The 24,359-nt window shown below is 46.1% G+C and carries 18 protein-coding genes; 3 read left to right on the forward strand and 15 right to left on the reverse strand.

Annotated elements, in window-relative coordinates:
* Positions 1–113: 113 nt before the first annotated feature.
* From L4D79_RS16450 to L4D79_RS16495, 10 genes are all read right to left on the reverse strand, one after another.
* Entirely contained in the window at positions 114–2,984 is a 2,871-nt protein-coding gene (locus L4D79_RS16450) for a molybdopterin-dependent oxidoreductase Mo/Fe-S-binding subunit (protein WP_428652658.1), read from the reverse strand.
* Between the two features lie 2 nt (positions 2,985–2,986).
* Positions 2,987–3,781, reverse strand: a complete 795-nt coding sequence (gene ygfM / locus L4D79_RS16455; protein ID WP_428652659.1) for a molybdopterin-dependent oxidoreductase FAD-binding subunit — start codon at positions 3,779–3,781, stop codon at positions 2,987–2,989.
* Positions 3,782–4,208: 427 nt separating this feature from the next.
* Positions 4,209–5,705, reverse strand: coding sequence for a sodium:solute symporter family protein (locus L4D79_RS16460; RefSeq protein ID WP_428652660.1), 1,497 nt, complete (start codon positions 5,703–5,705; stop codon positions 4,209–4,211).
* Between the two features lie 627 nt (positions 5,706–6,332).
* On the reverse strand, positions 6,333–7,211 hold the full coding sequence (locus L4D79_RS16465) for a hypothetical protein (protein WP_428652661.1): 879 nt from the start codon (positions 7,209–7,211) through the stop codon (positions 6,333–6,335).
* A gap of 292 nt (positions 7,212–7,503) precedes the next feature.
* On the reverse strand, positions 7,504–8,040 hold the full coding sequence (locus L4D79_RS16470) for a tyrosine-type recombinase/integrase (RefSeq protein WP_428653062.1): 537 nt from the start codon (positions 8,038–8,040) through the stop codon (positions 7,504–7,506).
* Positions 8,041–8,300: 260 nt separating this feature from the next.
* Positions 8,301–9,296, reverse strand: coding sequence for a hypothetical protein (locus tag L4D79_RS16475; RefSeq protein WP_428652662.1), 996 nt, complete (start codon positions 9,294–9,296; stop codon positions 8,301–8,303).
* A gap of 406 nt (positions 9,297–9,702) precedes the next feature.
* Positions 9,703–10,686: a hypothetical protein gene (locus L4D79_RS16480; protein ID WP_428652663.1), complete on the reverse strand. Its 984-nt coding sequence runs from the start codon at positions 10,684–10,686 to the stop codon at positions 9,703–9,705.
* Positions 10,687–11,067: 381 nt separating this feature from the next.
* Positions 11,068–12,063: a hypothetical protein gene (locus L4D79_RS16485; RefSeq protein ID WP_428652664.1), complete on the reverse strand. Its 996-nt coding sequence runs from the start codon at positions 12,061–12,063 to the stop codon at positions 11,068–11,070.
* Between the two features lie 318 nt (positions 12,064–12,381).
* Positions 12,382–13,077: a pirin family protein gene (locus L4D79_RS16490; protein ID WP_428652665.1), complete on the reverse strand. Its 696-nt coding sequence runs from the start codon at positions 13,075–13,077 to the stop codon at positions 12,382–12,384.
* 27 nt (positions 13,078–13,104) lie between these two features.
* Positions 13,105–13,548, reverse strand: a complete 444-nt coding sequence (locus tag L4D79_RS16495; protein ID WP_428652666.1) for a DoxX family protein — start codon at positions 13,546–13,548, stop codon at positions 13,105–13,107.
* Positions 13,549–13,697: 149 nt separating this feature from the next.
* Between L4D79_RS16495 and L4D79_RS16500 the strand changes: the two genes are divergently transcribed.
* The 3 genes from L4D79_RS16500 to L4D79_RS16510 all read left to right on the forward strand — a co-directional run bounded on the left by L4D79_RS16500 (position 13,698) and on the right by L4D79_RS16510 (position 18,104).
* On the forward strand, positions 13,698–14,597 hold the full coding sequence (locus tag L4D79_RS16500; RefSeq protein ID WP_428652667.1) for a LysR family transcriptional regulator: 900 nt from the start codon (positions 13,698–13,700) through the stop codon (positions 14,595–14,597).
* 415 nt (positions 14,598–15,012) lie between these two features.
* Positions 15,013–16,230 carry a D-mannonate dehydratase ManD gene (gene manD / locus L4D79_RS16505; RefSeq protein ID WP_428652668.1) on the forward strand — a complete coding sequence of 406 codons (1,218 nt, stop codon included), beginning with the start codon at positions 15,013–15,015 and terminating at the stop codon, positions 16,228–16,230.
* 107 nt (positions 16,231–16,337) lie between these two features.
* Positions 16,338–18,104 (forward strand): sodium:solute symporter family protein, encoded by a 1,767-nt coding sequence (locus tag L4D79_RS16510; RefSeq protein ID WP_428652669.1) that lies wholly within the window; start codon positions 16,338–16,340, stop codon positions 18,102–18,104.
* 98 nt (positions 18,105–18,202) lie between these two features.
* Here L4D79_RS16510 and L4D79_RS16515 read toward each other — a convergent pair whose 3' ends face one another.
* The 5 genes from L4D79_RS16515 to ssnA form a co-directional block, all read right to left on the reverse strand.
* Complete coding sequence (locus L4D79_RS16515; protein ID WP_428652670.1) at positions 18,203–19,210, reverse strand: LacI family DNA-binding transcriptional regulator; 1,008 nt, start codon at positions 19,208–19,210, stop codon at positions 18,203–18,205.
* A 266-nt stretch (positions 19,211–19,476) separates the two neighbouring features.
* The gene (locus tag L4D79_RS16520; protein ID WP_428652671.1) at positions 19,477–20,352 is read right to left on the reverse strand and encodes an FAD binding domain-containing protein; all 876 of its coding nucleotides are present in this window, start codon (positions 20,350–20,352) and stop codon (positions 19,477–19,479) included.
* Complete coding sequence (locus L4D79_RS16525; protein ID WP_428652672.1) at positions 20,346–20,816, reverse strand: (2Fe-2S)-binding protein; 471 nt, start codon at positions 20,814–20,816, stop codon at positions 20,346–20,348. The genes L4D79_RS16520 and L4D79_RS16525 overlap by 7 nt, the downstream gene beginning before the upstream one ends.
* The gene (locus tag L4D79_RS16530) at positions 20,806–23,007 is read right to left on the reverse strand and encodes a xanthine dehydrogenase family protein molybdopterin-binding subunit (protein ID WP_428652673.1); all 2,202 of its coding nucleotides are present in this window, start codon (positions 23,005–23,007) and stop codon (positions 20,806–20,808) included. Before L4D79_RS16530 ends, L4D79_RS16525 begins: the two co-directional genes overlap by 11 nt.
* Positions 23,008–23,021: 14 nt before the next feature.
* On the reverse strand, positions 23,022–24,350 hold the full coding sequence (gene ssnA, locus L4D79_RS16535; RefSeq protein ID WP_428652674.1) for a putative aminohydrolase SsnA: 1,329 nt from the start codon (positions 24,348–24,350) through the stop codon (positions 23,022–23,024).
* Between the last annotated feature and the right edge of the window lie 9 nt (positions 24,351–24,359).

The raw sequence follows: 24,359 nt of genomic DNA on the forward strand, positions 1-24,359 counted from the left end.
CGATACTCGCCAAGTCATGACGGCGTAATTGCCATATCACCAGCCCGGTAAACCGTGGCTGAAAAACAAAACGGCCATTTCCCATCCCCTGGAAACAGCCGCTTATGCATTGATTAAAGCTTATTCAGACCTTGTAAAATTTTCTCTGGGGTAAAGTGCCAGTCTCGCATCCAAACACCACATGCATCATGAATCGCACTGGCTATGGCAGGCGCTGCACCGTTAACACCAATTTCAGAAATCGATTTTGCACCGTAAGGGCCAACCGGATCGTCACTTGGTACCAACACCGCTTTGAAGTCGCGAGGTATATCGCCAATCATCGGCGCGCCATAGCTCTTCAAATCACGGGTCACAGGCACACCTTGCTCATCGTAAATCAGCTCTTCAAATAAGCTGTGGCCGATGGCTCGCATGCTGGCACCATAAATCTGACCAAGGGCCAAATCCGGGTTAACCGGGGTACCGCAGTCGAGCAAGGCATGGAACTTATCAAGTCGGATTTCACCAGTACGGGTATTGACCGCCACTTCGGCGAAGTTAGCGCCGTATGGGAAAGCAAATTCCGGTGTAGTGAAACAGCCTGAAGCCAGTAATTGTCCCCAGCCGGTTCCGCTTTCAGCTTTGTGGGCAATATCGAAATAGCTCACCTCACCTTGCTTACCTTTTACAAGGCCCGGCGCGACGATGGTGACATCTTCAACTGGCTCACCCAGCATTTCCGCACCGTAGTTAAGGATTTTCTCGCGCATCGCTTCAGCAGCACGCTTGGCTGCATTACCAGAGAAACAAGTCCCTGATGAGGCGTAGGCGCCCTTATCAAACGGTGCATGGTCGGTATCACCAGAGTGAACGGTAATTTCATCCATCGGGCAGCAAAGCACTTCGGCGGTCAGTTTACTGATCACAGTATCGAGACCGGTACCGATATCGGCAGCACCTGAGTGGACAATGAAGGTCCCGTCCGATGCCATCTTGATCTGGCAGTTAGCCTGATCGATATCTGGAATACCGGATTTCTGCTGGATAATCGCCACACCACGGCCTACTCTCCACTCACCGCTATCCTGTTTCGGGCTATCCCACTCAATCAGTTTGCGGCCTTCGCGCAGAATAGGTTCAAGTGCACAGCTGTGAACTTTCGGAGCACAGGTCGGCATTTTACCTTCACCGATAGCCGCAAGGATCTTCAGCTCTTGGCCTTCAACTACACGGTTCTTCTCAACCATATCAAGGTGGTCGATACCGAGCTCTTCTGCCATTTCGGCCATCGCCATGGTTAGGGCAAAGTTACCTTTCGGCGCACCGTAGCCCTGATAGGCTCCAGTTGGACAAATGTTGGAGTAGTACGTCGTTACCCTGAAGTCGACGTTGTCACACGGGTACAGTGGCAGTGACAAAGCAGGGCCGTTTGAAGGTACCGTCAACGCGTGGTTACCGTAAGGGCCGGTATTGGCACGGAAGTCCATATCAATCGCGGTCAACGTACCGTCTTTCTTAGCGCCGAGTTTAACCGTCACTTTGGCAACGTGGCGGGTCGAGTTACAGATGAATTCTTCTTCACGGGTATGATGGAAATACACCGGACGGCCTGTGGTCCAAGTTGCCCACGCACACACATCTTCCAATAAGATATCTTGCTTCGAGCCGTATCCACCACCAACACGCTCTTTGACGATGTGTACTTTGTTCTGCTTCACATCAAGGATTTTGGCAACCTGACGGCGTACGTGCCAAGGCACCTGAGTCGAATCGTGCATCACGATGCGGTCGCCATCCATGTAGCTATAACAGATATGGGTTTCAACCGGTAATTGCTGGACCTGCTTCGACTCGTAAGTACGCTCGATGATCACATCGGCTTCGGCAAAGCCCTTGTCGAGATCACCGATATGACCGCGAACACTGGCGGCAATGTTCTTGCGCGGGAAGCAACCAATCGGGAAGTTCACAATCAGCTTACCTTCACGCGGATCGGCATGACGGTTCTGCTCTTCCAAGTCATCCGGCGCACCGACACCGTACTCGATAGGCTCATTGTGAATGATTGGGGCATTGGCAGCCATCGCCTCATCAATACTCATCACAGGTTCAAGCACATCGTACTCGACGGCGATAAGCTTCAATGCCTGCTCGGCAATTTCCACCGATTCGGCCACTACTGCGGCAACGCGGTCACCCACATGGCGCAGTTTCTGGCCGAACATGCGACGATCGAGCGGTGACGGCTCAGGGGCACTCTGGCCACCTGGCGTGTAAGGAATATCTGGACAGTTCTTATGGGTGATCACCGATACCACGCCTGGCAGCGCTTCGGCTTTGGAAACATCCAGATGCTTGATCCATGCATGGGCATGCGGGCTTCTCAGCATCTTGATAACACAAGCATTGGCTGGGATGCGGTCTTCAACATAACAAGGCTTGGCCTGCACCATCTTCGCCGAGTCAATCTTCGGACAGTTCTTGCCGACCACAGCCAAGTCATCGCGGAATTCTGGGGCAAATTGCTGGGTATAGGCAGGATCGCCAAGGCGTTTCACCGCCAACTCGACCACTTCATAGAACTGCTGATAACCGGCATCGCGGCTAAACAAGCCTGATAGCGCATCATCTATTTCATCGCGGTTCGGCTGTGGAATACGCTCCAGCATTTCAGTCAAGATCAACGCCAGTGCTGGATCGTTGTAGCCAGATTGCACCACACCCACATCGATCATCGCCTGTTGAACCAAGCTCAATTGGTTCCACTCACCCAAAGACTCCGCGGTTTTCACTTCCGCACCTTCAAGCTGGGCGGCAATCAATAGTGAGGCATTGATCAGTTCACCATTGAGCAAGATCACATCGGATCCAGCATATCCCCAGCCATCATCACTGTTGCGAACCGAGTGATAGCCCATAGAGTGAAGCAATGTCTGAACATTTTCACCAAGACGGCAATCCAAAGATTGAGGGCGGCCATTTAAGGTAAATTGAATCGTCATGATTATGCTTCCTCTACCAAGTGCTGACATTCAGCCATCAAATCCGTGATTACAACGCCTGCGATATATCGCTTGTACTCCACACTGCCGCGGATATCGGCTTCCGGGTAAATGGCATCGGCAACTGCTTGCTCTAGCAGCTCCCCTTTCAAATCTTGCGCTTCAACATCACGAAGGCGTACCGGGCGGGCAGCACCTTGATGCAACGGTGACACGCCATCAAGCGCTATCACTTTATTCCCTTGCTTATCAATGGATACCGCAGCAGTCACAATCGCTAACCCTGCCGCTGAGCGGGCAATGTTGTAACCGATACAAGTCAGGTTTCTGTCTGGGATAATGATGGTAGCGATAAGCTCGCGCTCTTCACTATTGATGTAATCTTCAACATCGACTTCTTGGCCGTTAGCCAGCTTCAATTTGGCTTTCAGGGCAATCAAGCTTGGCACCAGCAAAGCTTCTGGCTGGCGTGCGGCAATTTCACCGCCCAAAGTGGCCTGGTTACGGATGTGACGGGAGTAGATAAAGGCTGCAGATTGTTTCAACGCCACCGGGACCAGTTCGTGGTCTATCAGTTGCTGAATGTGGCACATTGCACCGATATGCAAGCTATCGCCATGCTGCTCGATATGGGAGAGATTCAGTTTGCCCAAAGAAATAGCAACAGTTTTGTCGGTTTTGGTTGGTGCTGCATTGATTTTGGATCCGCCTGCAAACCAGATGGCTTCACTGCCATGCTGCTGCTTGAATTCAAGTGCCTGAGCAGGGGTATCAGGCGTTAGATATTGTTCAATCATGTTATTTGCCTTTTCGCATTCTCATTGTTATTCCTGCACCATGCGTTCGACCTAATGGCTTTTACGGAACGTTATTGATGTCTTGAATACTTAAAAGGCAACAAACACGCCAAACTGCTGAAACGGATCGGCTAAGACAAAGATTCGTGAGCGCAGTCGGGATTTTCATCAAAAGTGGGATCACCGTCGGGACACATGTCACTTTTTTCATGCCGAATAATCCCCTGCTTTATCAACTAGATAATAACGGGTATCACTAAGTGGAAAGACGATATCAAAACAATATCTTGGGCTATCAAAATGATATTGGTGGAGGTGACAGCAATATCGGTGTAAAGAATACAGCTAATTAGATAAGGGAGAAGACTTAACTTCCCCCTTCAATGGCTAGAACATTATTTTTTATCACGAATGCCTTAAATCGCTATTAGGAGTGTTTGGTTGTATGTTGGCTAACCTTCTCAGTATCTTCAACCGACTCTTCAGGCTGCTCAACTCTATAGTCTGAGATAGGTTTTGTATTAGGATATATATAGCTGAACAAGAAATACCCAACAGCACTGAGTAACAAACCAAGGAAGATACCATCTAATCCAAAGAAATTTACCCATTCATATTTCACGGCAAGAATACCCAATGTGCCTAGTCCTAATGATACCCAAGTACCTTGCTTACTGCCTTTTTGATAATAATGGCCAAGTAAATAAGGAACTAATGTCCCCCCTGCCCGAAGACTAAACGAGAACATCAATATTGAAATAATGGCGCCGGTATTTAGCACAGCGACGGCAATAGAAAAAAGACCAATCGCAAGTATGGTCAACCGTGCCACTTTCAGCAGCGTCGCCTGATCAGCATCGGGATTGACGTAGACCTTGTAAATATCATTGGCAAAAATAGACCCAGCACCCAATAAGTCAGATGAAGCCGATGACATCGTCGCCGAAGAAATCCCCGCAAATAAAAGCCCAACCAATACTGGTGGCATCACTTGTACGGCTAAGGTTGGGAGGGCGTAGCGCGCACCATTTTCCACGATGGCAGAGCCATCTATCATACCCAAATCAACCATAGTTCGAGCAATGATTCCAAGCGCTGCTGGAATCATAGCAAAAGCAAAAAACACCAATGCTGTTAGCAAACTACCTACCAAAGCAGTCCGACCATTTTTGGCCGCGTATAAGCGTTGAGTCACCTCCTGACCGCAAATAAAAGAAGCGGCGTAAATTAATATGAGGCTCACAATAGTGGGTACACCGATCCCTTGGGTAAATGACAACCTCTCGGAACTTGTATTGGCAACAACAACATCCCAGCCCCCGACAAGATCAAGTGAAAAAGGCACGACAGCAAGCATGCCGAACACAATCATTAGCATCTGGGTGAAGTCAGTTAATGAGACGGACCATAAACCACCCAACATGGAATAAATGATGACAACGCAAGAGATGACAATAACGGATGTTGTGTAGTCCCAGTCCATAATGACAGATAGAATGACACCCGAGGCAATGAACTGTACTGCCGTTAAGCCAATCAGGGGTAATATCATAATCACCGAGGTGAAAAGCGCCGACGGTTTGTCATATCGCTTTCGGAAAAACTCAGGGATGGTTTTTACCATTGCCCGCCTTAGCATCGGTGCCACCAACGCTATGATGGTAAATGTCACCCCCATCGTCGCAACATACCACAACGCAGAGAAACCCCATTCACCATAGGCCTTTTCGACCACCCCTAATGACGAGCCACCACCTATTTCAGTCGCCGCCAAAGTACCAGCAATCAAAAAAGGTCCAAGCCTTCTTCCTGCAACCAGAAAATCTTCTGAGTCACCAATTTTCTTTGATGAATAAATGCCTATTCCAATTAAAAAAAACAAATATCCCACAACAATCATTAAAACTACTGTATTACCTGCCATAAAAGTACTCCTTACTTTATGAAGCAACAGAACTGTTATTTACTACCTGTAAAGCCTTCCTGTACTCCCTCTCACAGCAAGTTCTATTCCGCTAAAACAAAGATGACAACGATTACACTTTTATCAATTTTCTTGGCAGATCACTGGCGCTAAATGTCGAAAAGTCATTGATAGTTAGGAGATAATTCGTTCAGAGACGTGCTTGCAGTCGTCAAGTAAACATCTTAATTGACAGTGCTATCATATTGATAGAGACAGGATATAGACGGACTGTCGATTGGTTTCAAACAATTCCATGTACTCACAGCATCATTGAATTGAGTAGCCAGCTCACTCAACTATCAATTTTTGATTGGGCACGTTTGAGGTATAAGTGAGCTAGAGCCGACAAAGCTAGAGCCGACAGTACTAACTCACTTTTGGACAATTCCGTATCAGTGAGTTTGCTAAATTAGTATTTCACGAATTAATTCAGGTTTTGCAAACATCTATTCATGTGGTCAAATTTACTCATCCACTACACTTGAAGGAAACCAGCGTTTTTCAGAAGGAGAGCAAGATTTGTCGTGCATTCTTGAGGCGGCCCTATGATGGCGAGATTTTATTTGCCATCAGGGGCACATTGACTTAGGTCATTAGATTGACCGCCCCCCAAAGAGAGGCCAAAGCTGACGGCCTTACACTGGAGTCCCCAAGCCCCTTAAAGATTTCATTTGCACTGTAGGCTAACTTAATCTGATGAAACTCAGTAAACCCTTCAGACCACAGCTCTGGAAGGTTAAGATCAAATTCCTTAGGCTTGGGTTGTGACAGCCCTACTGAAGGATGTTTTTCATTCAAATCAAGTTGTAATAAGACCTGTTTTACTGCTTTATGTGCTAACTCATCAAATCCGAGTCGCTTTAGCTCCATTACGGCCTGAGCATGTGTAATACCGTGGATTTTTTCGCCAGTGAAGAAGTGGTCATCGGAATCTAGGAAAACGTTTTGACCACTCATATAGATGGCTTTTTCGCACGCCTGTTCAATAGTGATATCTGAGTATTTTGTTTCACTAAGATATTGGCGGTAATCCCTAATACCGTAGTAGCGATCCCACTTGTCTTGCTTAGTATTTTCCATCAGTTGAATAACTGCATTCAATATGGATTCTTGCGCAAGCTCGGGGGCCTCAGTAATGGTTTTCAAGGTAAGAGTACCGTATATCACTCCATGGCCTGAGCGACTCAGGCTGTTTGCGCATTGGTCTAATTGCGCGATCAATGAGTGAGGGGAAATTAATAGACTATCAGGTAGTTCACGAAAAAATTCAGGGTGTTGCTCAACAATTGTATTTAGACGAATAAGGAGGGCTTCTCGGGTTTCAGCGTTAAGATCACCAGAGTCTAAAAGAAAAGTACCCGCAATCACTGAAGCACCAATATGTCCCTGAAACCAACCATTAGGGTCTTGGTTTACTGTATTAGCAAGAGCTGTTAGCCCTTGTCGTAGAAATGCATGCCCCATAACTCTATGCCCGTTAAGAAAATGATATCATATCACTGGTCGTTACCATGAAAAACCATTGAAATATATGGTTAATTTTCAATGAAGATAAATTCTGGAATATTACCAACGTTAAACGCGAATAGAGTCGTATAAAATCAGTGTCAAATGTGTGTTTAAGTGCTTTTTGGTGCCTACCTATTTATAAGCTGTGCTAGGGGAAATGGCGGTTGAGGTAAGATGTCGAACATGAGCCGCTAAGAAGGAAAGGGGCAAAGGCTTCTTAAGGTATCAAGAAGCCTGAAAAACCCACTTAGCATTCAGTTTGCTCCGAAAGCCTCAAATCATCTTCTAACTCAACACCAAGATAGCGAATTGTGTTATCCAACTTCGAGTGGCCCAACAATATTTGCACTGCCCTAGTGTTCTTCGTCCTGGCATAAATGAGTGTGGCTTTTGTACGACGCATGGAGTGCGTCCCATAATAATCAGGATTCAGGCCTAGCTTACCAGCCCAGCATCTGATGATTGAGCGATAATACGAGTAGCTTATAGACTGCCCCTTTCTGCGGGCGCTAGGAAAGAGATAACTGTTTGCTTCAAGAGAGAATGAATGAATAAAACGACTGATACTTTGCTGTGTTTTTGGTGTGATCTCATAATGAACGTCAGTCCCCGTTTTCTGCTGAACGCATTGAACACGATCATAAATCACACCTTGTGAAGCTACGTCGTAAACATGAAGTTGGAGTAGATCGCTAGCTCGCAATTTACTGACTATAGCCAGGTTAAGTAGCGCAAGCTGCATCAGATCATTTTCTATTTCTAAACGGGTTCTGAACCGCCAGATTTCCTCTAACTTAAATGGTTTTTTACTCCACTACATCTCTTTGATGTCTGCTTCCTCATAACGACCTCCATTACAGTGTTGTTGGTCAATCAGGGTTGCAGGAAAAAGCACATAATGTCCAAGCTAAGACAGCCCTGAACACTTCCGAGTTATAGTATTTGCAATAGCTGTAGATTACGGAACAATGCCAGAACTTGCTAGAATGGCAAAATATGCGCCTCGCAATTTCATGAAGCGCATATTTTCAATTAACTTAGCAGTTAAACCTCATCATTAAGTCCAAATGGTAGTTCTGAGCCAGTACCATCCAATACTTTAAGTCTAGGTGTAGGAGAGATTACACCGTGTTCAATAGCACTGTCCATTGTATCCACATCAACTTCAGCCCAGCTGTTACGTGATGGTAGCCAGTAATAAGACGGTGTATACAAGAAGGTTTTATCATCGAGTGCTAGTGCATTAAAAGTTTCAATATGCCACGCACTATTAACTATGTGGAAAGGACGTGCTGCCCATACATAGTACATTTGAGCTTGACTATTGTCTTCGTCGTTATGCTGATATACCAGCCGCGATTCTGAATCATTTAGGTAAAAAGCACAGGTGTTAAAAAGATGGCTTTCTTTTGTGCTTCTAACAGTATCCATGTAAGTTAGTGAACCGTTGGATACTTGCTGATGAATTACTTCACATTGGGGTAAATCATTTCGAACAAAAAAATCAGACTCATCTGAATATTTATTAGTACCTAAAAATAGGTCTAAAGTGTGTTTATAGTGAGTAGTATCATAACCAAGGTCATCAAGTGTAGATCTTACTGAACTGACCACGTCATCTCTATTATTTGCAACTACCATTGGTAGTGATTCATGGGATTCAACTGGCAGTACACGGAACATCCAGTGAAACTTAACATGAAACTGCATTTGATCTGTAGGCGAGTGGATAGCCCCCGTTAATAAACTGGTTCCTAAACCAGCACCACCGATAAGACTCATTGCGGAAAATGCACCACCTGTTACGTTACTGCGGCGGGCTAATCGGCTGTGGTAATCTCCAGTGAACTCATCAAGATTATTCGGATTCTTAGGCTCTACATCGAAAGCCTTCATCATAAGATTCATAGCGTCACTATGTTCAGCAGAACTGACATATGAGTATGTATTTACATTTAAAACTTCATCATAATTTTGTACGCTAGCACAACCCGTCAAAATGGCCGAAGCAGCAGTAATAGCAATAAATGTCTTTTTCATCATGCACTTCCATGTATTTTCAATAATTAATTATTAGACATAAGCTTATACATGCACATGAGATTATAAGCGATTGAATTATTGTAACTATCTATAAAACTTTAGGGCTTTAAGGAGATTTATAGGTTTCCCTATCACCGTGTAGGGCGTGCATAAGCCTTGCAACCAATACACAAGAATAAGTTATGACTAGCCTTTAGCTTTTAAACTCACTTTGGGGCATAAATCAGGCAGGCATGGGTTGGCTCGAAGATGAACAGTTCTGAGTTAGTGATATCACTAAATTAGCTCTTGCATGACAAAAAGACCTTACTAGTAACTTGGATAGGTAATAAACGGTCAGAAGTTGAATACTGTAGATTGCCTCATACCAATATGAGGCAATCTCTGAAGGCTTTAATTGGAGTTAAGCTTCATCAAGCGAAAACGGTATAATTTTGTTAGAACCATCTAACACTTTTAATCGAGGTGTTGGAGTTATTACACCATGCTCAATTGCTCGATCCATTGTTTCTACATCTACTTCAGCCCAATGATTACGAGCATTAAGCCATAGAAATGAAGGGGAATATAAATAGGTTTTGTCATCTAAAGACATAGCATTGTATGTCTCAACATGCCATGAATCATTAACGTTGTGAGGGCGCAGTACCGACCAAACATAGTTTAATTGCCCTGTTTGGCCATCAACAACCAACCTAGAAGATGATTCACTTAACTTTATGGTACAAGAAAGGAACTTATCGCGCTCTCTTACGTTATTGAACACAACATTGGCAGTTAGTGAGCCATCATTAATTTGTGCATGGTATGTTTGACAATGCTCTAAGTCGTTTCTTACGAAAAGATCAACTTCATCAACGTATCTAGCTTTGGCTTTGCGCAAGTACAATTCAAAGCCATATCTGTAATGAGTGACATCATAATCGAGAGCTTTGAGTGCATCCTTAACCGAGCTAACAACTTCCTCTCGATTGTTTTTTACAATATCAGGAAGCTCTTCAATTGAGTTTAATGTATGCACTCTAATCAAAGAATGATTGCGAACTTCAAAGTACATCTTGTCAGTTGGAGAGTGAATAACACCACTAAACAAGCTACTTCCAAGCCCGGCACCTCCCAACAAGCTCATAGCTGTGAAGGCTCCACCTGTTAAGTTACTACGATTAGCTAAACGTTTGTGATAATCACCAGTAAACTCATCCAAGTTGTTTGGATTTTTAGGTTCAATATTATAAGCCATCATCATCGTATTCATAGCTTGGCTATGAGTTTCAGATGGTGAGTAACTGTAGTTTGTAGAAGTGATAGCATCATCATAGTTCTGTACGCTGACACAACCTGATAAAAAAGTAGATGCTACTGTAATAGCAATTAATGTCTTATACATCATGTACTTCCATATATTATTAGTTATCAAAAAACAATTGATATGCTTATACGTGCGTAATGATCAGTAAGCTATTGAGTTATTGTAACTATTTGTAGATTTTTAAGGTGGGTCACCTGTTTTATTTAATGGAGTGAGGATTGAATCAAGGGAAAATCAGTTAAAGCATAATATTTAGTTTTGATTACCCAGCAGTTGTGTAACAAACTTTGGGGCATTTCTGAGTCAATAATATTGCTAAATTAGCAAAAGGTGAATTATCTCAGGTATTGCAAAAATACCTTACTAGTAGCTATCTACATAAGTTACACGCGGTTAAACAGTCGAATGTGCAGGTTGCCCCTTACACATATGAGGCAACCGTTAATACTTTAATTAGAGCTAAGCTTCATCAAGCGAAAATGGTATAACTGTGTTAGAACCATCTAATACTTTTAATCGAGGAGTTGGAGTTATCACGCCATGCTCAATTGCTCGGTCCATTGTTTCCACATCAACTTGAGCCCAGTTATTACGTGAGGTTAACCAGTAGAAAGACGGAGAATAAAGGTAAGTGTTACTATCCATAGATAGAGCATTATATGCTTCAACATGCCAGGCACCAGAAACATCAAGGAACGTCCAATTAGTCCACACAAAGTGAGGCTTTGCCTCATTAGTAGATGAATCGTATAAGTTAACAATTCGAGAGCCTGTATCTTCAACGATTATAGAGCATGAGAAAAATAAATTACGCTGTTGAGTGCTTCGAATAATATCTGAATTCTTAAAACTACCATCAGACAATTTATTGTGAAAATCAACGCATTGCTCTAGGTCATTTCGGACGAGTATATCCATGCTTTCAGAATATGAACCAGACATACCATTCATATATCTTGAAAGGTTATGCTGATAGTGTGTTGTACTATAACCTAAGCTATCTAAAGAAACTTTCAATGATTGAAGAACATCTCTTCTGTTTTGCTTTCTCACTTGCTCTAGCTCTCGTTGTGATGACATTGGTAAAACACGAACAACAGAGTGATATTTAATCGGGGTTACCATTTGGTCGGTAGGTGAGTGGACTGCGCCAGTTAATAAACTGCTTCCTAATCCAGCTCCGCCTAGCAAGCTCATAGCTGTAAAAGCACTACCTGTAACGTTACTTCTGCGCGCTAAACGACTGTGATAATCACCTGTAAATTCATCAAGGTTGTTCGGGTTCTTTGGCTCAATATCGTATGCCATCATCATTACATTCATGGCATCACTGTGAGATTCAGAATGAGTGTGTTGGAATTGGTTTGAGTATAAAATCTCATCATGAGTTTGTGTGCTTGCACAACCCGCTAAAATAGTTGATGCTGCTGTAATAGCAATTAATTCCTTATTCATCATGTACTTCCATGTATTATTTGTTTTAAAAATGAAAGATATGCTTATACAAGCATACTCCTTGTTAAGCCATTGAATTATTGTAACTATTTGTAGGTCTTCAGGGTGAGTCACTAGCAGAGTGAAAATTTATTCATGTTGTTATCAGCTTGAGCATAAGAAAGTAATTATGATTACTCCGAAGCTTCGTAGCAAAGTTTGGGGCAAAAGTACGTTAGACGTTCAACACCAACACATTATCATCCAATAATAAAAAGTGCCTAGAAACAAAAAAGGCAGCCAAACGGCTGCCTCCATTTTTCATCAGATAATCTGGTACTAGGGCAAATCGAAGAGTAGAGCCGTGACCGTTTCAGTTTGGCTATTCACTAAAGTGATCTTGCTTTGTTGTTCAATCTTAGCGCCATCGCCAGCTTCTAAATCGACACCGTCGATAGATAATATGCCGACTACTTGGTGAACATACACTTTTCTATCACCCTCGATATCAAAAGCCACACTCTGCCTTGGTTCTAAGATTAACTGGTGTAGCGATGCATCTTGCTTGAGATGCAGCGTGCCATCGCGGCCGTCTGGCGTGGCTATTGCAGTCAGCCCTGCTTGTTTACCAAAGTCTTTTTGTTGATAGCCTGGCTTGTTGCCAAAGGTGTTTGGCTCAATCCAAATCTGAAGGAACTTCAACGTTTCACGTTGTGAACCATTGTACTCACTATGGTAAATACCCTTACCAGCTGACATTAGCTGAAACTCACCCGCAGGTAGGCTTTGAATGTTACCTTCGCTGTCTTTATGCTCAATAGTGCCTTCAAGCACATAGCTAACGATTTCCATATCGCGGTGACCGTGAGTATCAAAGCCAGCCCCAGGTTTTACCGAGTCATCGTTAATCACTCGTAGTGCTGAGAAACCCATGTGCTCGGCATCGTAGTAGCTACCAAATGAGAAGGTGTGCTTGCTGTCTAACCAACCGAAATTTACGCGGCCACGATCGTTTGCGGGGCGTAGTGTGATCATAGTGAATTCCTCCAGTTAACAGATAACTTAAGCCAATCTTTTCACGAGAGCTTCATCAAGTGCTGCTTTGCCTGCACCAGAGAAAGCCAGCGAAACGCTTGCAGCCAAAAGTGCTAGTCCAAACTCGTAGCCGTTATTCGACATAAATAAGCCGTTTTCAAAGTGAACACTAAAGATGGCAACGACCATAGTGAAAGCCAGAGCGATAGCGGTAGGGCGAGTCAGTAAACCTAGCAGGATAAATAGACCGCCAAAGAATTCTGCGCTACCCGCTAAGAGTGCCATTAACATGCCAGGGCCAAGGCCAATCGACGCCATCCACTGCCCTGTTCCTTCAAGGCCGTAACCACCAAACCACCCAAACAGTTTTTGAGCGCCATGCGCGATAAAGATGATGCCAACTGGAACGCGTAGAGCCAGTGCGCCGAAGCCCGCGTTTGATTGTGCTAGTTTTTTAATTAGTACTTTCATGATTATTTCCTCAAATTTTTTCAATCCGCGTGAGGCGATGCCATTGCATTCCCCTCAGCCGTTGATAGTCAGTTTAGGTGTGTTAAATTGAAGAGAAAATCGGAATGATTTGAAGAGTTAGTTCAAATATTTTGAATAAAGGATTTTACATGCATAACGCCATCACAATTGAGGCTTTACGGGCTCTTGATGCCATTGATAAAAAAGGAAGTTTTGCCGCAGCGGCAGTATCGCTCTATAAGGTGCCATCGGCGCTGACTTACACCATCAAAAAGCTGGAAGATGAAATGCAGATAGCGCTTTTTGACAGATCGAAACAAAGAGCGCAGCTGACGCCAGCAGGAAAACTGGTCTTAGAACATGGTCGAGAAATTCTACTGGCCACCAACCGACTGGTGGATTCGGTACATCAATTAGATTCCGGCTGGGAACGAGAAATTCGCATTGCTCGCGACACTATTATCCCCGAAGAACCAATCTTGGATTTGGTCGGGCAATTCAATCGGCTTGAACATAATGTCGATGTATTATTAGGTGTTGAAGCACTAGGCGGTGGGTGGGATGCCTTACACAGTCGACGTGCTGATATCGTGATTGGTGCAACGGGCGAATTACCCAAAGGGGCTTTTCATACCTGCAAAATTGGTGAGATCTCTTTTGTCTTTGCTGTATCTCCCGATCACCCTTTAGCTGATTATGAGCCTGTTATCGATGCAGATTGTCTGCGCCAGTACCCAGCCGTCGTAGTGTCCGATACTTCTCAGTTACTTCCTGCTCGTGACACAGGAATGTTTATCAGCAAGCAAGTGCTCCGAGTCAATACCATGCAATCCAAGCTGAAGGCACAAAAGAAAGGGCTAGGCGTAGGCTTTCTACCAAGACACATTGCCCAAGAGTCATTGGATCGAGGAACGTTAATTGAAAAGCAATGCGCAATCCCAAGGCCGAACCAAGATATCCTAATCGCATGGCACAAAGGACAAGAGGGCAAAGCGTTTGATTGGTTCGTGGGACAACTGACCAAGGTTACGTGGGGGTTGGCTCCGTAATGTTAAAAACCGACAGATCTAGTGAAATGATATCGGTGTTGAACTAAACAGCCAAAAAAAGGGGCCTAGCGGCCCCAACCAAAAGGTAACAAAAGTAAATACAAGTATGGGAGTAAAACGGTTAGCTGCTTGATAGCCCTTCAAGCTAGCGGGTGAGTAAATTAAGTGAAACTTACTGCCGATAGACGGTTACCGAGGGATTCCCCAAACTCTTAAGCAGTTTACCCCCTACTTCCTCTCTCTTCTTTTCCATGAATTTTGGAAAACATTTCAAAAATGTCGCTCAGATCTCACTAACCGGTTTGACTTTTACCCTTATGATCATTGAACATAATTAGTAAACCGATTTACCAAACCGATTTACTGGAATGCTTATGTTTATTTGTAGCGTATTCCCGATTTATAGAGAGATGTTATGAAAATTGAAGATATTAAAGTGTATGTGACTAACCCTGGCCGTAACTTTGTCACGGTCAAAGTGATCACTGATGAGGGGGTCTATGGCCTTGGGGACGCTACTGTAAACGGTCGTGAGATGGCAGTGGCAAGCTATCTAACAGAGCATGTAAGACCTTGTTTAATTGGACGTGACCCACACCAGATTGAAGACATCTGGCAGTACCTCTATATGGGGGTGTACTGGCGTCGTGGTCCAATCAACATGGCTGCCATCGCAGCGATCGATATGGCACTGTGGGATATTAAAGGTAAGGTTGCAAACCTGCCGGTTTATCAGCTCTTGGGGGGAAAATGTCGTACTGGTGTTACGCTCTATGCCCATGCAAATGGTGAAACCATCGAAGATACTCTTGATATTGCAGAACAGTACATTGAACAGGGCTTTAAGGCGATCCGACTGCAGACCGCTATCCCGGGACTGAGTGAAACCTACGGTGTACTGGGTGATCGTAAAGATTACTTTGAACTACAGGGAAACCGCCCATTACCGCCAGAGCAGGAGTGGTCTACTACTAAGTACTTTGATCTGGTGCCTGAGCTATTTGCCAAAGCGAAAGCGCGTTTTGGTAACCGCGCCCAATTCTGCCACGATGTTCACAGTCGCTTAACACCTATTGAGTCGGCGAAGTTGGGCAAGATGCTGGAACCTTACAATCTGCTGTTCCTCGAAGATGCCTCTATTGCGGAGAACCAGGATAACTACAAGTTAATTCGCCACCATACTACAACTCCTCTAGCACTGGGTGAGACCTACAATACCATCTGGGATTGTAAAGACTTGATTCAAAACCAGCTGATTGACTACATTCGCGCGGCTGCCACTCACGCGGGAGGGATCACTGGTATGAAGAAGATCGCTGACTTTGCCGCTATCTACAATGTTCGCACCGCCCCACACGGTGCGCCGGACTTATCACCTATCTGTTTTGCAGCACATATGCACCTCAATATTTCAACTCACAACTACGGTGTCCAAGAGTTTGTTGGCTTTGGTAACGAGGCTTCACAGAAGATCTTCAAGCACGAAATGAAGCTCGAGAACGGCATGATCATGGTAAGTGATGCACCTGGGCTAGGGGTTGAATTCGATGAAGAGGAAGCTGCCAAGTATGAGTACAAACGTTCATACCTGCCAGTGAGTCGTCTGGAAGATGGCACTTTGTGGCACTGGTAATCCTTGCTCCTATCTAAGTGATAACAACTGACTTGTTAATTTATCTGCCTGCCAGAGAGCGCAGGCAGAAAATTGGCCTGACTGTACCCATTAGGAAAGTTAGACAGATGATATACGAATACCTTGTAATCCTCGGCTATTTTGCCCTGATTGTCGGCATCGGCTTTGCCTTTAAACGCCTTGCAAATCGTTCTACTAGTGATTACTTCCGTGGAGGCGGTAAGATGCTATGGTGGATGGTGGGCTCGACCGCCTTTATGACTCAATTTTCAGCCTGGACCTTTACTGGTGCAGCTGGTAAGGCGTTTAACGATGGTTTTACCGTTACTATGGTCTTCCTAGCCAACGCCATCGCCTATTTTGTCGGCTATCTCTACTTCTCACACCGTTTCCGTCAAATGCGAGTCGATACCCCGACTGAAGGTGTACGCCGTCGCTTCGGTACACATAATGAGAAGTTCTTCTCTTGGACCCTGATTATCTTCAGCTTTATAAATGCAGGGGTTTCACTGAATGCCCTCGGTGTGTTTGCGAGTGCGGTATTTAACTCAGACCTATATACCACTATCGTGTTGACAGGGCTGGCAGTGCTATTGGTCTCGGTGATATCTGGGGCTTGGGGTGTCGTTGCCTCAGACTTCATCCAGACTCTGGTAGTTGCGATTGTCTCTGTCGCGTGTGCTATTGTAGCTCTGATCGCGGTAGGTGGTCCTTCGACCATAGTGACCGAGTTCCCAACGAGTTTTGTGATGGGGCCAGAGATGAATTACCCATTGCTGTTGGTTTGTGCTTTCTTTTTCTTTGTGGTCAAGCAGCTACAGAGCATAAACAATATGCAAGACTCCTATCGTTTCCTTAACGCCAAAGACTCATCTCACGCCCGTAAAGCAGCACTGCTGGCAACGGTACTGATGGGCTTGGGGAGTATTATCTGGTTTATTCCACCTTGGGCAGCGGCAATCCTCTACCCGGATGCAACAGCTGAGTATCCACAACTGGGTGCAAAGGCTGCCGATGCAGTCTACCTAGTGATGGCAAAGAACACCATGCCCGTCGGTACTGTAGGTCTGCTGTTAGCCGGTCTGTTTGCTGCCACTATGTCGACGATGGACTCGGCGCTAAACCGTAACTCTGGTATTTTTGTCCGCAGCCTCTACCAACCTTATTTTGGTAAAGGTAAGCAGATGAGCGATACCCACCTATTGCAGGTCGGTAAGGTGATGAGTATGGCGAGTGGTATTCTCGTTATCTTTGTTGCACTGTTCTTTAGCTCATTGAAGGATATGAGTTTATTTGAGCTGATGATGTCGGTTTCTACCATGTTGCAGGTACCGCTGTTGATACCACTCTTCTTCGGTATGCTGATCAAGCGTACGCCTAGCTGGGCGCCGTGGGCTACCGTACTAGTAGGTATGGCTGTCTCCTGGATGATGAGTAACGTAATCAGCGCTGATATGATTGCTGGTTGGTTCGGCATTGAGGAGCTAACCCGTCGTGAAGCAAGTGAAATCCGAATTGCTGCAACAATCGCAGCCCACTTATTGATCACTTCCAGTTTTTTCATCGGTTCATCTCTGTTCTACCGCGAAGAGAAAGATGCGATGAAACAAGAAACCGACAACTTCTTTGCTGATATCGAGACACCAATCGTTTCTGAAGCGGACTACGACCAAGTGGACGCTGAGCAGCGACATAAATTAGGCTCGATGGTTATGACGATGGGGGTTGGCCTGCTAGCAATGATGTTAATCCCTAACCCGCTCTGGGGACGGATGATCTTCTTACTCTGTGCCTTGGCTGTTTTTGCTATTGGCTGGATGCTAAAGCGAAAATCGCTACAGCAGCCTGATAGTACGACAGTAACGCAGAGCTAATCATAGTATTCGATGTACTTCAGTTAAGGTCACCTAGAAATAGGTGACCTTTCTTGATTTGAGTTTTCCGTCTTCAGCGTTACTACGTTAGCCGCAGCTTATATCGCGCGAGTTGACTGTCGCTCAATAAATTCACATGCCACGACCTTTTGTTCAGGGCTATCTAGTTCACCTTTAATTGCCTTAATAGCAAGCTTGGCCGTCTCATGTCCAATTTTATAGGCATCCTGCTTGATCACTGAAACTGGCACTTTGAAGAGCTCGACCATTGGGATCTCATCAAAGCCAATTATCGATACCTGTTGCGGTATGGCAATACCAGCGGTGTTATACGCTTTCAACAAATCGGTAGTAATCGCCAGGTGCTGGCTGAATATCGCTGTCGGTGGATTGTCTGTTTGCAGTAGCTCTACTGGGTCTTTAGCAAAGCCGCTCTCCCGTTGCCAATATTGTAGTAATGTATCATCAGCTTCAATGTCATGCTTATCCAGCGCGTCTAGATAGCCTTGATATCGCTCACGACGCGAATAGCAGTTGGTAAATTCCTGCGCCATAAAGCAAATACGTTTATGACCGAGTTTAATCAAGTGCTCCGTTGCCTGAAATGCAGCGTTTTGGTAATCCGAGGTAACGATATGGCTTTGACAGTTAGGGTACTCCAGTTGGAACTGGACCACAGGCATCCCTGCACGCATTAGTTCATTTATCAGTTCAGAGTTGTGGCCTGAAGATGTGATGATAATGCCATCAACACAAAGCTGTTTCAGTGACTGTAGTGCCCCCTTTTCAGCAGTAGCATCGAAATCACTGTTATAGATCAAAACATTGTAATTATGCTTCTTGCAATAGTCATCGATCCCCCTTAATACCCGGCTGGTGTTATAACCTGTTATATCACGTACCACCACGCCGATGGTGTGGGTTTTCTCAGCTTTCAAGCTACGTGCAATAGGGTTAGGCACGTAGTTCAACTCAGCGATAGAGGCCTTAATTTTCTGTTTGGTCTCTTCTGACATATGGCTATAACGGCCATTTAGATATTGTGACACAGTGCTCTTAGACACTCCCGCATGTGTCGCAACATCGACTATGCGTACCTTTTTCATACAAAACTCTAGTCATTATCGGGGATATTTACTGCGCTACATCATAGCTAAGCCCCTAAATGAGCACAAGTAAATCGGTTTACAGTGAAGTCCACTGATCGTTCTAACGAACAAGCAGGAAATGATGAGGGAAACTAATATCGCAATGAACACACAACTAAACACACTTTGAGGCAAAAGCATGTTCGGTGCTTGATCAAAAAAAGGGGCCTAGCGGCCCCAACCAAAAGGTAACAAAAGTAAATACAAGTATGGGAGTAAAACGGTTAGCTGCTTGATAGCCCTTCAAGCCAGCGGGTGAGTAAATTAAGTGAAGCTTGCTGACGATAAGCTGACGTTGAGCGCTGATCGTCTATAGGACGGATAATCTCGCGATAACAGTCGGTGACTTGAGCAATAAAACCCGGTTTGGCGAGCGTTTCCAGTGACTGGCCGATAACCAAGGACTCCAGCTCGCGGCTGCGCACCACTGTTGGCCCTACTGCGCCAAAAGCCACCCGCCAGTCTTCGAGTATTGGGGCTTTCTTCGGAAAGCGCTTTATACGCGCCAAACCTGCGACCGATAACTTGCTCAACGCATTGGCTGCCCGTGTACCGACCTTGTGGTAGAACACTTCGGGTAAATCCTGCTGTGGTATCACGATATGAGAGAGCATTTCATCCGGCTTCAAGGCTGTTACCCGAGGTGCCAAGATGAAGTCTTCCAGCCGCATTTCCCTCTGCCCTCTGATTGATGACAACACAACGCGGACATCAAGCAAATACAAGGCAGGCAGAGAGTCAGCCGCAGGTGAAGCATTACAAATATTGCCAGCCAAAGTGGCACGATTTCGCAACGCTGGCGCGGCGATTTTAGCAACGCTTTGGCGTAATACCGATGGCACCAGAGGGTGCTGCTCGATATCAGCCAGTACGACCCCAGCCCCGATATACAGGGCCTGCTCATGTTCAGAAGCAGTAATATATTGCAGCTCCTCGATGGCATCGACAAACAGGACATCTTGTTCAAACCTTGGCGACATCCCCGCCCTCACGCCATGCTGCACCATCAAGTCCGTACCACCGGAGAACAGCATTAGCTCGCCCATCGACAAGGTATCGAGTGCTTGTGCCAAAGACTCTGGCCGATAGATATTTACCATAAGCCTTCTCCTTTCTGCGCTGCGATCTTGGCTGCTTCAACAATCATGCCGTAGCCTGTACAGCGGCACAGGTTACCCGAAATAGCCGTGCGAATAGCATGCTCAGTAGGGTTAGGATCCGCTTCAAGCAAGGCATAAAGCGCCAATACCATTCCCGGTGTACAGAATCCGCACTGCACCCCTTTGGCTTCCAGCAGAGCATTGATCACACACTGCCCCTTTTCAGTCTGGCGCAAGCCTTCAAGGGTCATCACATCACCGCCCTGAACTTGGCCGATAGGCATCATGCAAGCATTGACCAATCGTCCATTAAACAGTACAGAGCATGCGCCGCACTCCCCTTCCCCGCAACCTTCTTTGGTCGCGGTATGACTCATTGTGCCACGCAAGGTATGGAGCAGTGACTGCATCGGTTCGACGTCGACAACGACAAGGTGGCTATTGAGATAAAATTCAATCTTCATTGACAGGCTCTCCTTTGCCAGCATTACTTATCTTGAGCTGATTCGTATTGCCACCAGCAAGCGCCTCACAAACCTTCTCAGGTGTCGCCGGGATCGATGACAAAGGAACACCGATGGCATTTTCAACCGCCGCGACAAATGCTGCCGCACCGCCGTTGTGGGTCAGTTCACCGCCGCCTTTGGCACCATTGGGTCCATATGGGTACGGGTTATCGACAAGACTGCTGCCGATAGCTGGAACATCAAGCGCCGTTGGGATCACATAATCCGCCATCGAACGCTGGGCAAAGACGCCATCTTGGGTGAGCTCTAATTTTTCACAGCTGCCATAGCCCAGCGCCTGCACCAAGCCGCCTTCAATCTGGCCTCTGAATATCGTGCCGTCGATGGCCTTGCCAATGTCATACACCGCCCAGGCACCAGTAATGTCCGCTTCGCCAGTTGCCATATCAACTTCAACCTCTACCACATTGACACCGTAGCTGGTTGCTTGGTAAGCATTACCTTGATAGGTATCCTGATCCCACTGGTGATAATCAGGCTTGCAGTAAACCTCCTCTATCTGTTGTGATTCCCCTTCTACCCACGACTTTTTAAGCTTTTTCGCTGCTTTTTCGAGGATGTAACCGACAATCAATATAGAACGGGAAGCCACTGTCGGGCCAGAATCTGGTACGACTCCGGTATCGGGCACTGCAATCTGGACACATTCCAGCGGTTTATTGAGGGTATCTGCCACGATCTTACGGAAAGTCAGGCTCAAACCTTGGCCGATATCGGTATTGGAGGCAAGGATCTGCACCGTACCGTCAGGATCTTTAAGCAGTTTGACCTTGGCCCTGACCAACGTGTCCTCCAAATCACCGGCAAAGCCACAGCCGTGCTGGAATATCGCCAAGCCGATACCTTTTTTCTTGCCTTTACAGCGTTCAGGCTGCGTTTGTTCAAGTTGGTTAAATTCGGTGAATTTGCGCTGATAATCTGACATATCGAGCACTTTTTGCAGCATCTCATCCAGTACCAACTCACCAAATATCTCGGCCCCCGTCAGAGAGTAGGATTGCGAGGTCAGCATGTGCCGCTGCTTGAAAGCAACCGGATCGACACCCAGCGTCTTGGCAACATGATGAACATGGGTTTCCATGCAGAAACAGTTCTGCGGCGAGCCAAAGCCACGGAATGCCCCCGTCGGCACGGTATTGGTGGCCCAAGCATGGCCTTCTACCCGAACATGGGGAATGTCATACACATTGGTGGCAGTCGTGATGGAGCGCTGCAACACAATGCCCGACAAGCTCAGGTATGCCCCGGCATTAACGTCAAACTTGATATCCATGGCAACAATGTTGCCATCGGCATCAATACCGGTTTTATAATGAAAAGTGACAGGGTGACGCTTCGAGGTGGTAGCAATATCCTCCCCGCGTTCAAAGATAAGCCTGATTGGCTGTTGCAGCTTCTGTACTGCGACGGCTAATGGCGCTGCTAGCACATCAGGGAAGTCTTCCTTGCCGCCGAAACCACCACCGGTTGGACACTGAATCGCCCTGACATTGTCATGGCCCAGTACGACCGCCATCGTATGGTGGACATACCACGGGCACTGCATCGAGCCTTCCAGCACCACTTTGCCATCTTGCGGATAGCAAACGGCCCCTTGGGTTTCGAGATAGATATGCTCCTGATAGCCGGTCGAGCAGGTCTCTTCGATAATGGTGACCGCATTGGCAAAACCGGCTTGGATATCCCCTTTTGTCAGCGCATGGGTATCCAATACATTGTCAGTCGCGTGGATGGCACCGTCTTTCAGCGCCTTGGATTGCTCAATGGTATAGGCTGGAGCCAGAGGCTCATAATCGATTTCAATTTCATCGAGCAGTGAATCAACAACATCGGGATCAGGCCCGACAACCAGGTAGATCACCTGACCAACAAACCGTACTTCTTTATCAGCAAAAGCTGGCCAGTCGATTTCGACAATCGGCAGCACATTTTGTCCAGGGACATCATCTGCGCCAAAAATATGATAGCCATCAGGCAGTGTTGGAAGAGTTACCGATTTGATCCGCCCGCGAGGGCAAGAAGAGCGGTAAAACCGCCCTTCTAATAGTCCCTCGTAATGGCGATCGGCAATATATTTCGCAGCTCCTGTGGCTTCCTCCCACTTAAAGTGCGTATTGACCGTATCCATAACGGGATCTCACATTAGTCCAACTTATCCATGGTTTGCCATAGACGCATAGCAACCTTACGGGCCTCTGCATAAATAGGCGCCACATCGAACGGGAACTCCCGGTTTTCATAGACGAAGCGACCTTCAACCACCACGCTGTTCACATTGCCAGCATTGAAACCAAAGGCAATATGACCCGCTAGATTGTCCGCAACCAAAGGCGTCGGACTGGTGTAATCAAGTATGGTCAAGTCTGCTTTGTTACCAGCGTCTAGGCGACCGAATTTTGCGCCGAAGTTACGGGCCAAAATTTCGTTACCGTTCCATAAATGACGTAGGAAACTGTCAGGCCATAACGGACCACCCGCATCACGGTGCTTGAAGAAGGCAAACTTCAGCTCTTCAAACATATCAGCCCCGATACCATCGGTACCCAATGCGACATTCTGGAAACGCATTAGTTTGTCGTTGTAACCCACGTTGTTGTTCATATTCGAACGGGCGTTGTGGACCAAGAAGCCGTTTTTCGCGTTAAGGATGGCAATATCCTTCTCGGATAAGAACAAGCCATGTGCCAACAGCGTCTTCTCATTGATCAAACCAAAGCTGTCCAAGCGCTCAACAATGTCTTGCCCGTAATGATGATGGCTATGGGTCACGTCGTAGCGGTCTTCTGCCACATGAACATGGATACCGCGTCCGGTTGCCTGTACCGCCTCAGCCATCATTGACAGGCCTTCATTGGTTACGGTAAACGGCGCATGGGCACCAATATGGGCTTCGACTAGGTAAGGCTCTTCCCCGCTTTCCTTGGCACGGTCAATCAACTGGGCAAACGCGATATTTTCTTCAACGCCTGCCATCATTTCTTTCATGCCATGATTACGATCGGTGGTTTCGAAACAGGTCATGCCACGCAAGCCCGCCTTCATGAACCCTTTACGCAAGGTGTTCAGAGAGCCCGCAATATAGTTTGGCGAAGCATGGTGATCAATGACGGACGAACAACCGCACTTGATCGCTTCCAATGAACAAATCAAACCGCTGTAGTACAAGGCTTCTTCATCCAATGCCCGGTCCATCCGCCACCACAGGTTCTTCAGTATCGAGATGAAGTCAGGGCTTGGCTTGATATCCGCCATGATCCCGCGCGCCAATCCCGAGTAGAAGTGATTGTGGGAGCAGACAATGCCCGGCATAACCATTTTACCGTTCATATCCTTGATTACGGCACCAGGGTAGTTGGCAGCCAAATTGGCCCCAACTTCCTTGATTTTGTCGCCATCAATAACAATATCGACGCCTTCTTTGATCAGTGCAGGCTCAAACTGCACCGCTGTTGCGTTTCTGAGTACTAACATTCCCTGGCT

This window comes from Photobacterium satsumensis (assembly GCF_050336935.1).
Lineage (GTDB): Bacteria > Pseudomonadota > Gammaproteobacteria > Enterobacterales > Vibrionaceae > Photobacterium > Photobacterium satsumensis.

Bases quoted from the DNA above. Each gene is read 5' to 3' on its own strand.
- manD (WP_428652668.1), top strand. From the start codon at position 15,013: ATGAAAATTGAAGATATTAAAGTGTATGTGACTAACCCTGGCCGTAAC.
- L4D79_RS16500 (WP_428652667.1), top strand. From the start codon at position 13,698: ATGCATAACGCCATCACAATTGAGGCTTTACGGGCTCTTGATGCCATT.
- L4D79_RS16530 (WP_428652673.1), bottom strand. From the start codon at position 23,007: ATGGATACGGTCAATACGCACTTTAAGTGGGAGGAAGCCACAGGAGCT.
- L4D79_RS16460 (WP_428652660.1), bottom strand. From the start codon at position 5,705: ATGGCAGGTAATACAGTAGTTTTAATGATTGTTGTGGGATATTTGTTT.
- L4D79_RS16525 (WP_428652672.1), bottom strand. From the start codon at position 20,816: ATGAAGATTGAATTTTATCTCAATAGCCACCTTGTCGTTGTCGACGTC.
- L4D79_RS16480 (WP_428652663.1), bottom strand. From the start codon at position 10,686: ATGTATAAGACATTAATTGCTATTACAGTAGCATCTACTTTTTTATCA.
- L4D79_RS16510 (WP_428652669.1), top strand. From the start codon at position 16,338: ATGATATACGAATACCTTGTAATCCTCGGCTATTTTGCCCTGATTGTC.
- L4D79_RS16485 (WP_428652664.1), bottom strand. From the start codon at position 12,063: ATGAATAAGGAATTAATTGCTATTACAGCAGCATCAACTATTTTAGCG.
- L4D79_RS16515 (WP_428652670.1), bottom strand. From the start codon at position 19,210: ATGAAAAAGGTACGCATAGTCGATGTTGCGACACATGCGGGAGTGTCT.
- L4D79_RS16520 (WP_428652671.1), bottom strand. From the start codon at position 20,352: ATGGTAAATATCTATCGGCCAGAGTCTTTGGCACAAGCACTCGATACC.
- L4D79_RS16495 (WP_428652666.1), bottom strand. From the start codon at position 13,548: ATGAAAGTACTAATTAAAAAACTAGCACAATCAAACGCGGGCTTCGGC.
- L4D79_RS16475 (WP_428652662.1), bottom strand. From the start codon at position 9,296: ATGAAAAAGACATTTATTGCTATTACTGCTGCTTCGGCCATTTTGACG.
- ssnA (WP_428652674.1), bottom strand. From the start codon at position 24,350: ATGTTAGTACTCAGAAACGCAACAGCGGTGCAGTTTGAGCCTGCACTG.
- ygfM (WP_428652659.1), bottom strand. From the start codon at position 3,781: ATGATTGAACAATATCTAACGCCTGATACCCCTGCTCAGGCACTTGAA.
- L4D79_RS16465 (WP_428652661.1), bottom strand. From the start codon at position 7,211: ATGGGGCATGCATTTCTACGACAAGGGCTAACAGCTCTTGCTAATACA.
- L4D79_RS16490 (WP_428652665.1), bottom strand. From the start codon at position 13,077: ATGATCACACTACGCCCCGCAAACGATCGTGGCCGCGTAAATTTCGGT.
- L4D79_RS16450 (WP_428652658.1), bottom strand. From the start codon at position 2,984: ATGACGATTCAATTTACCTTAAATGGCCGCCCTCAATCTTTGGATTGC.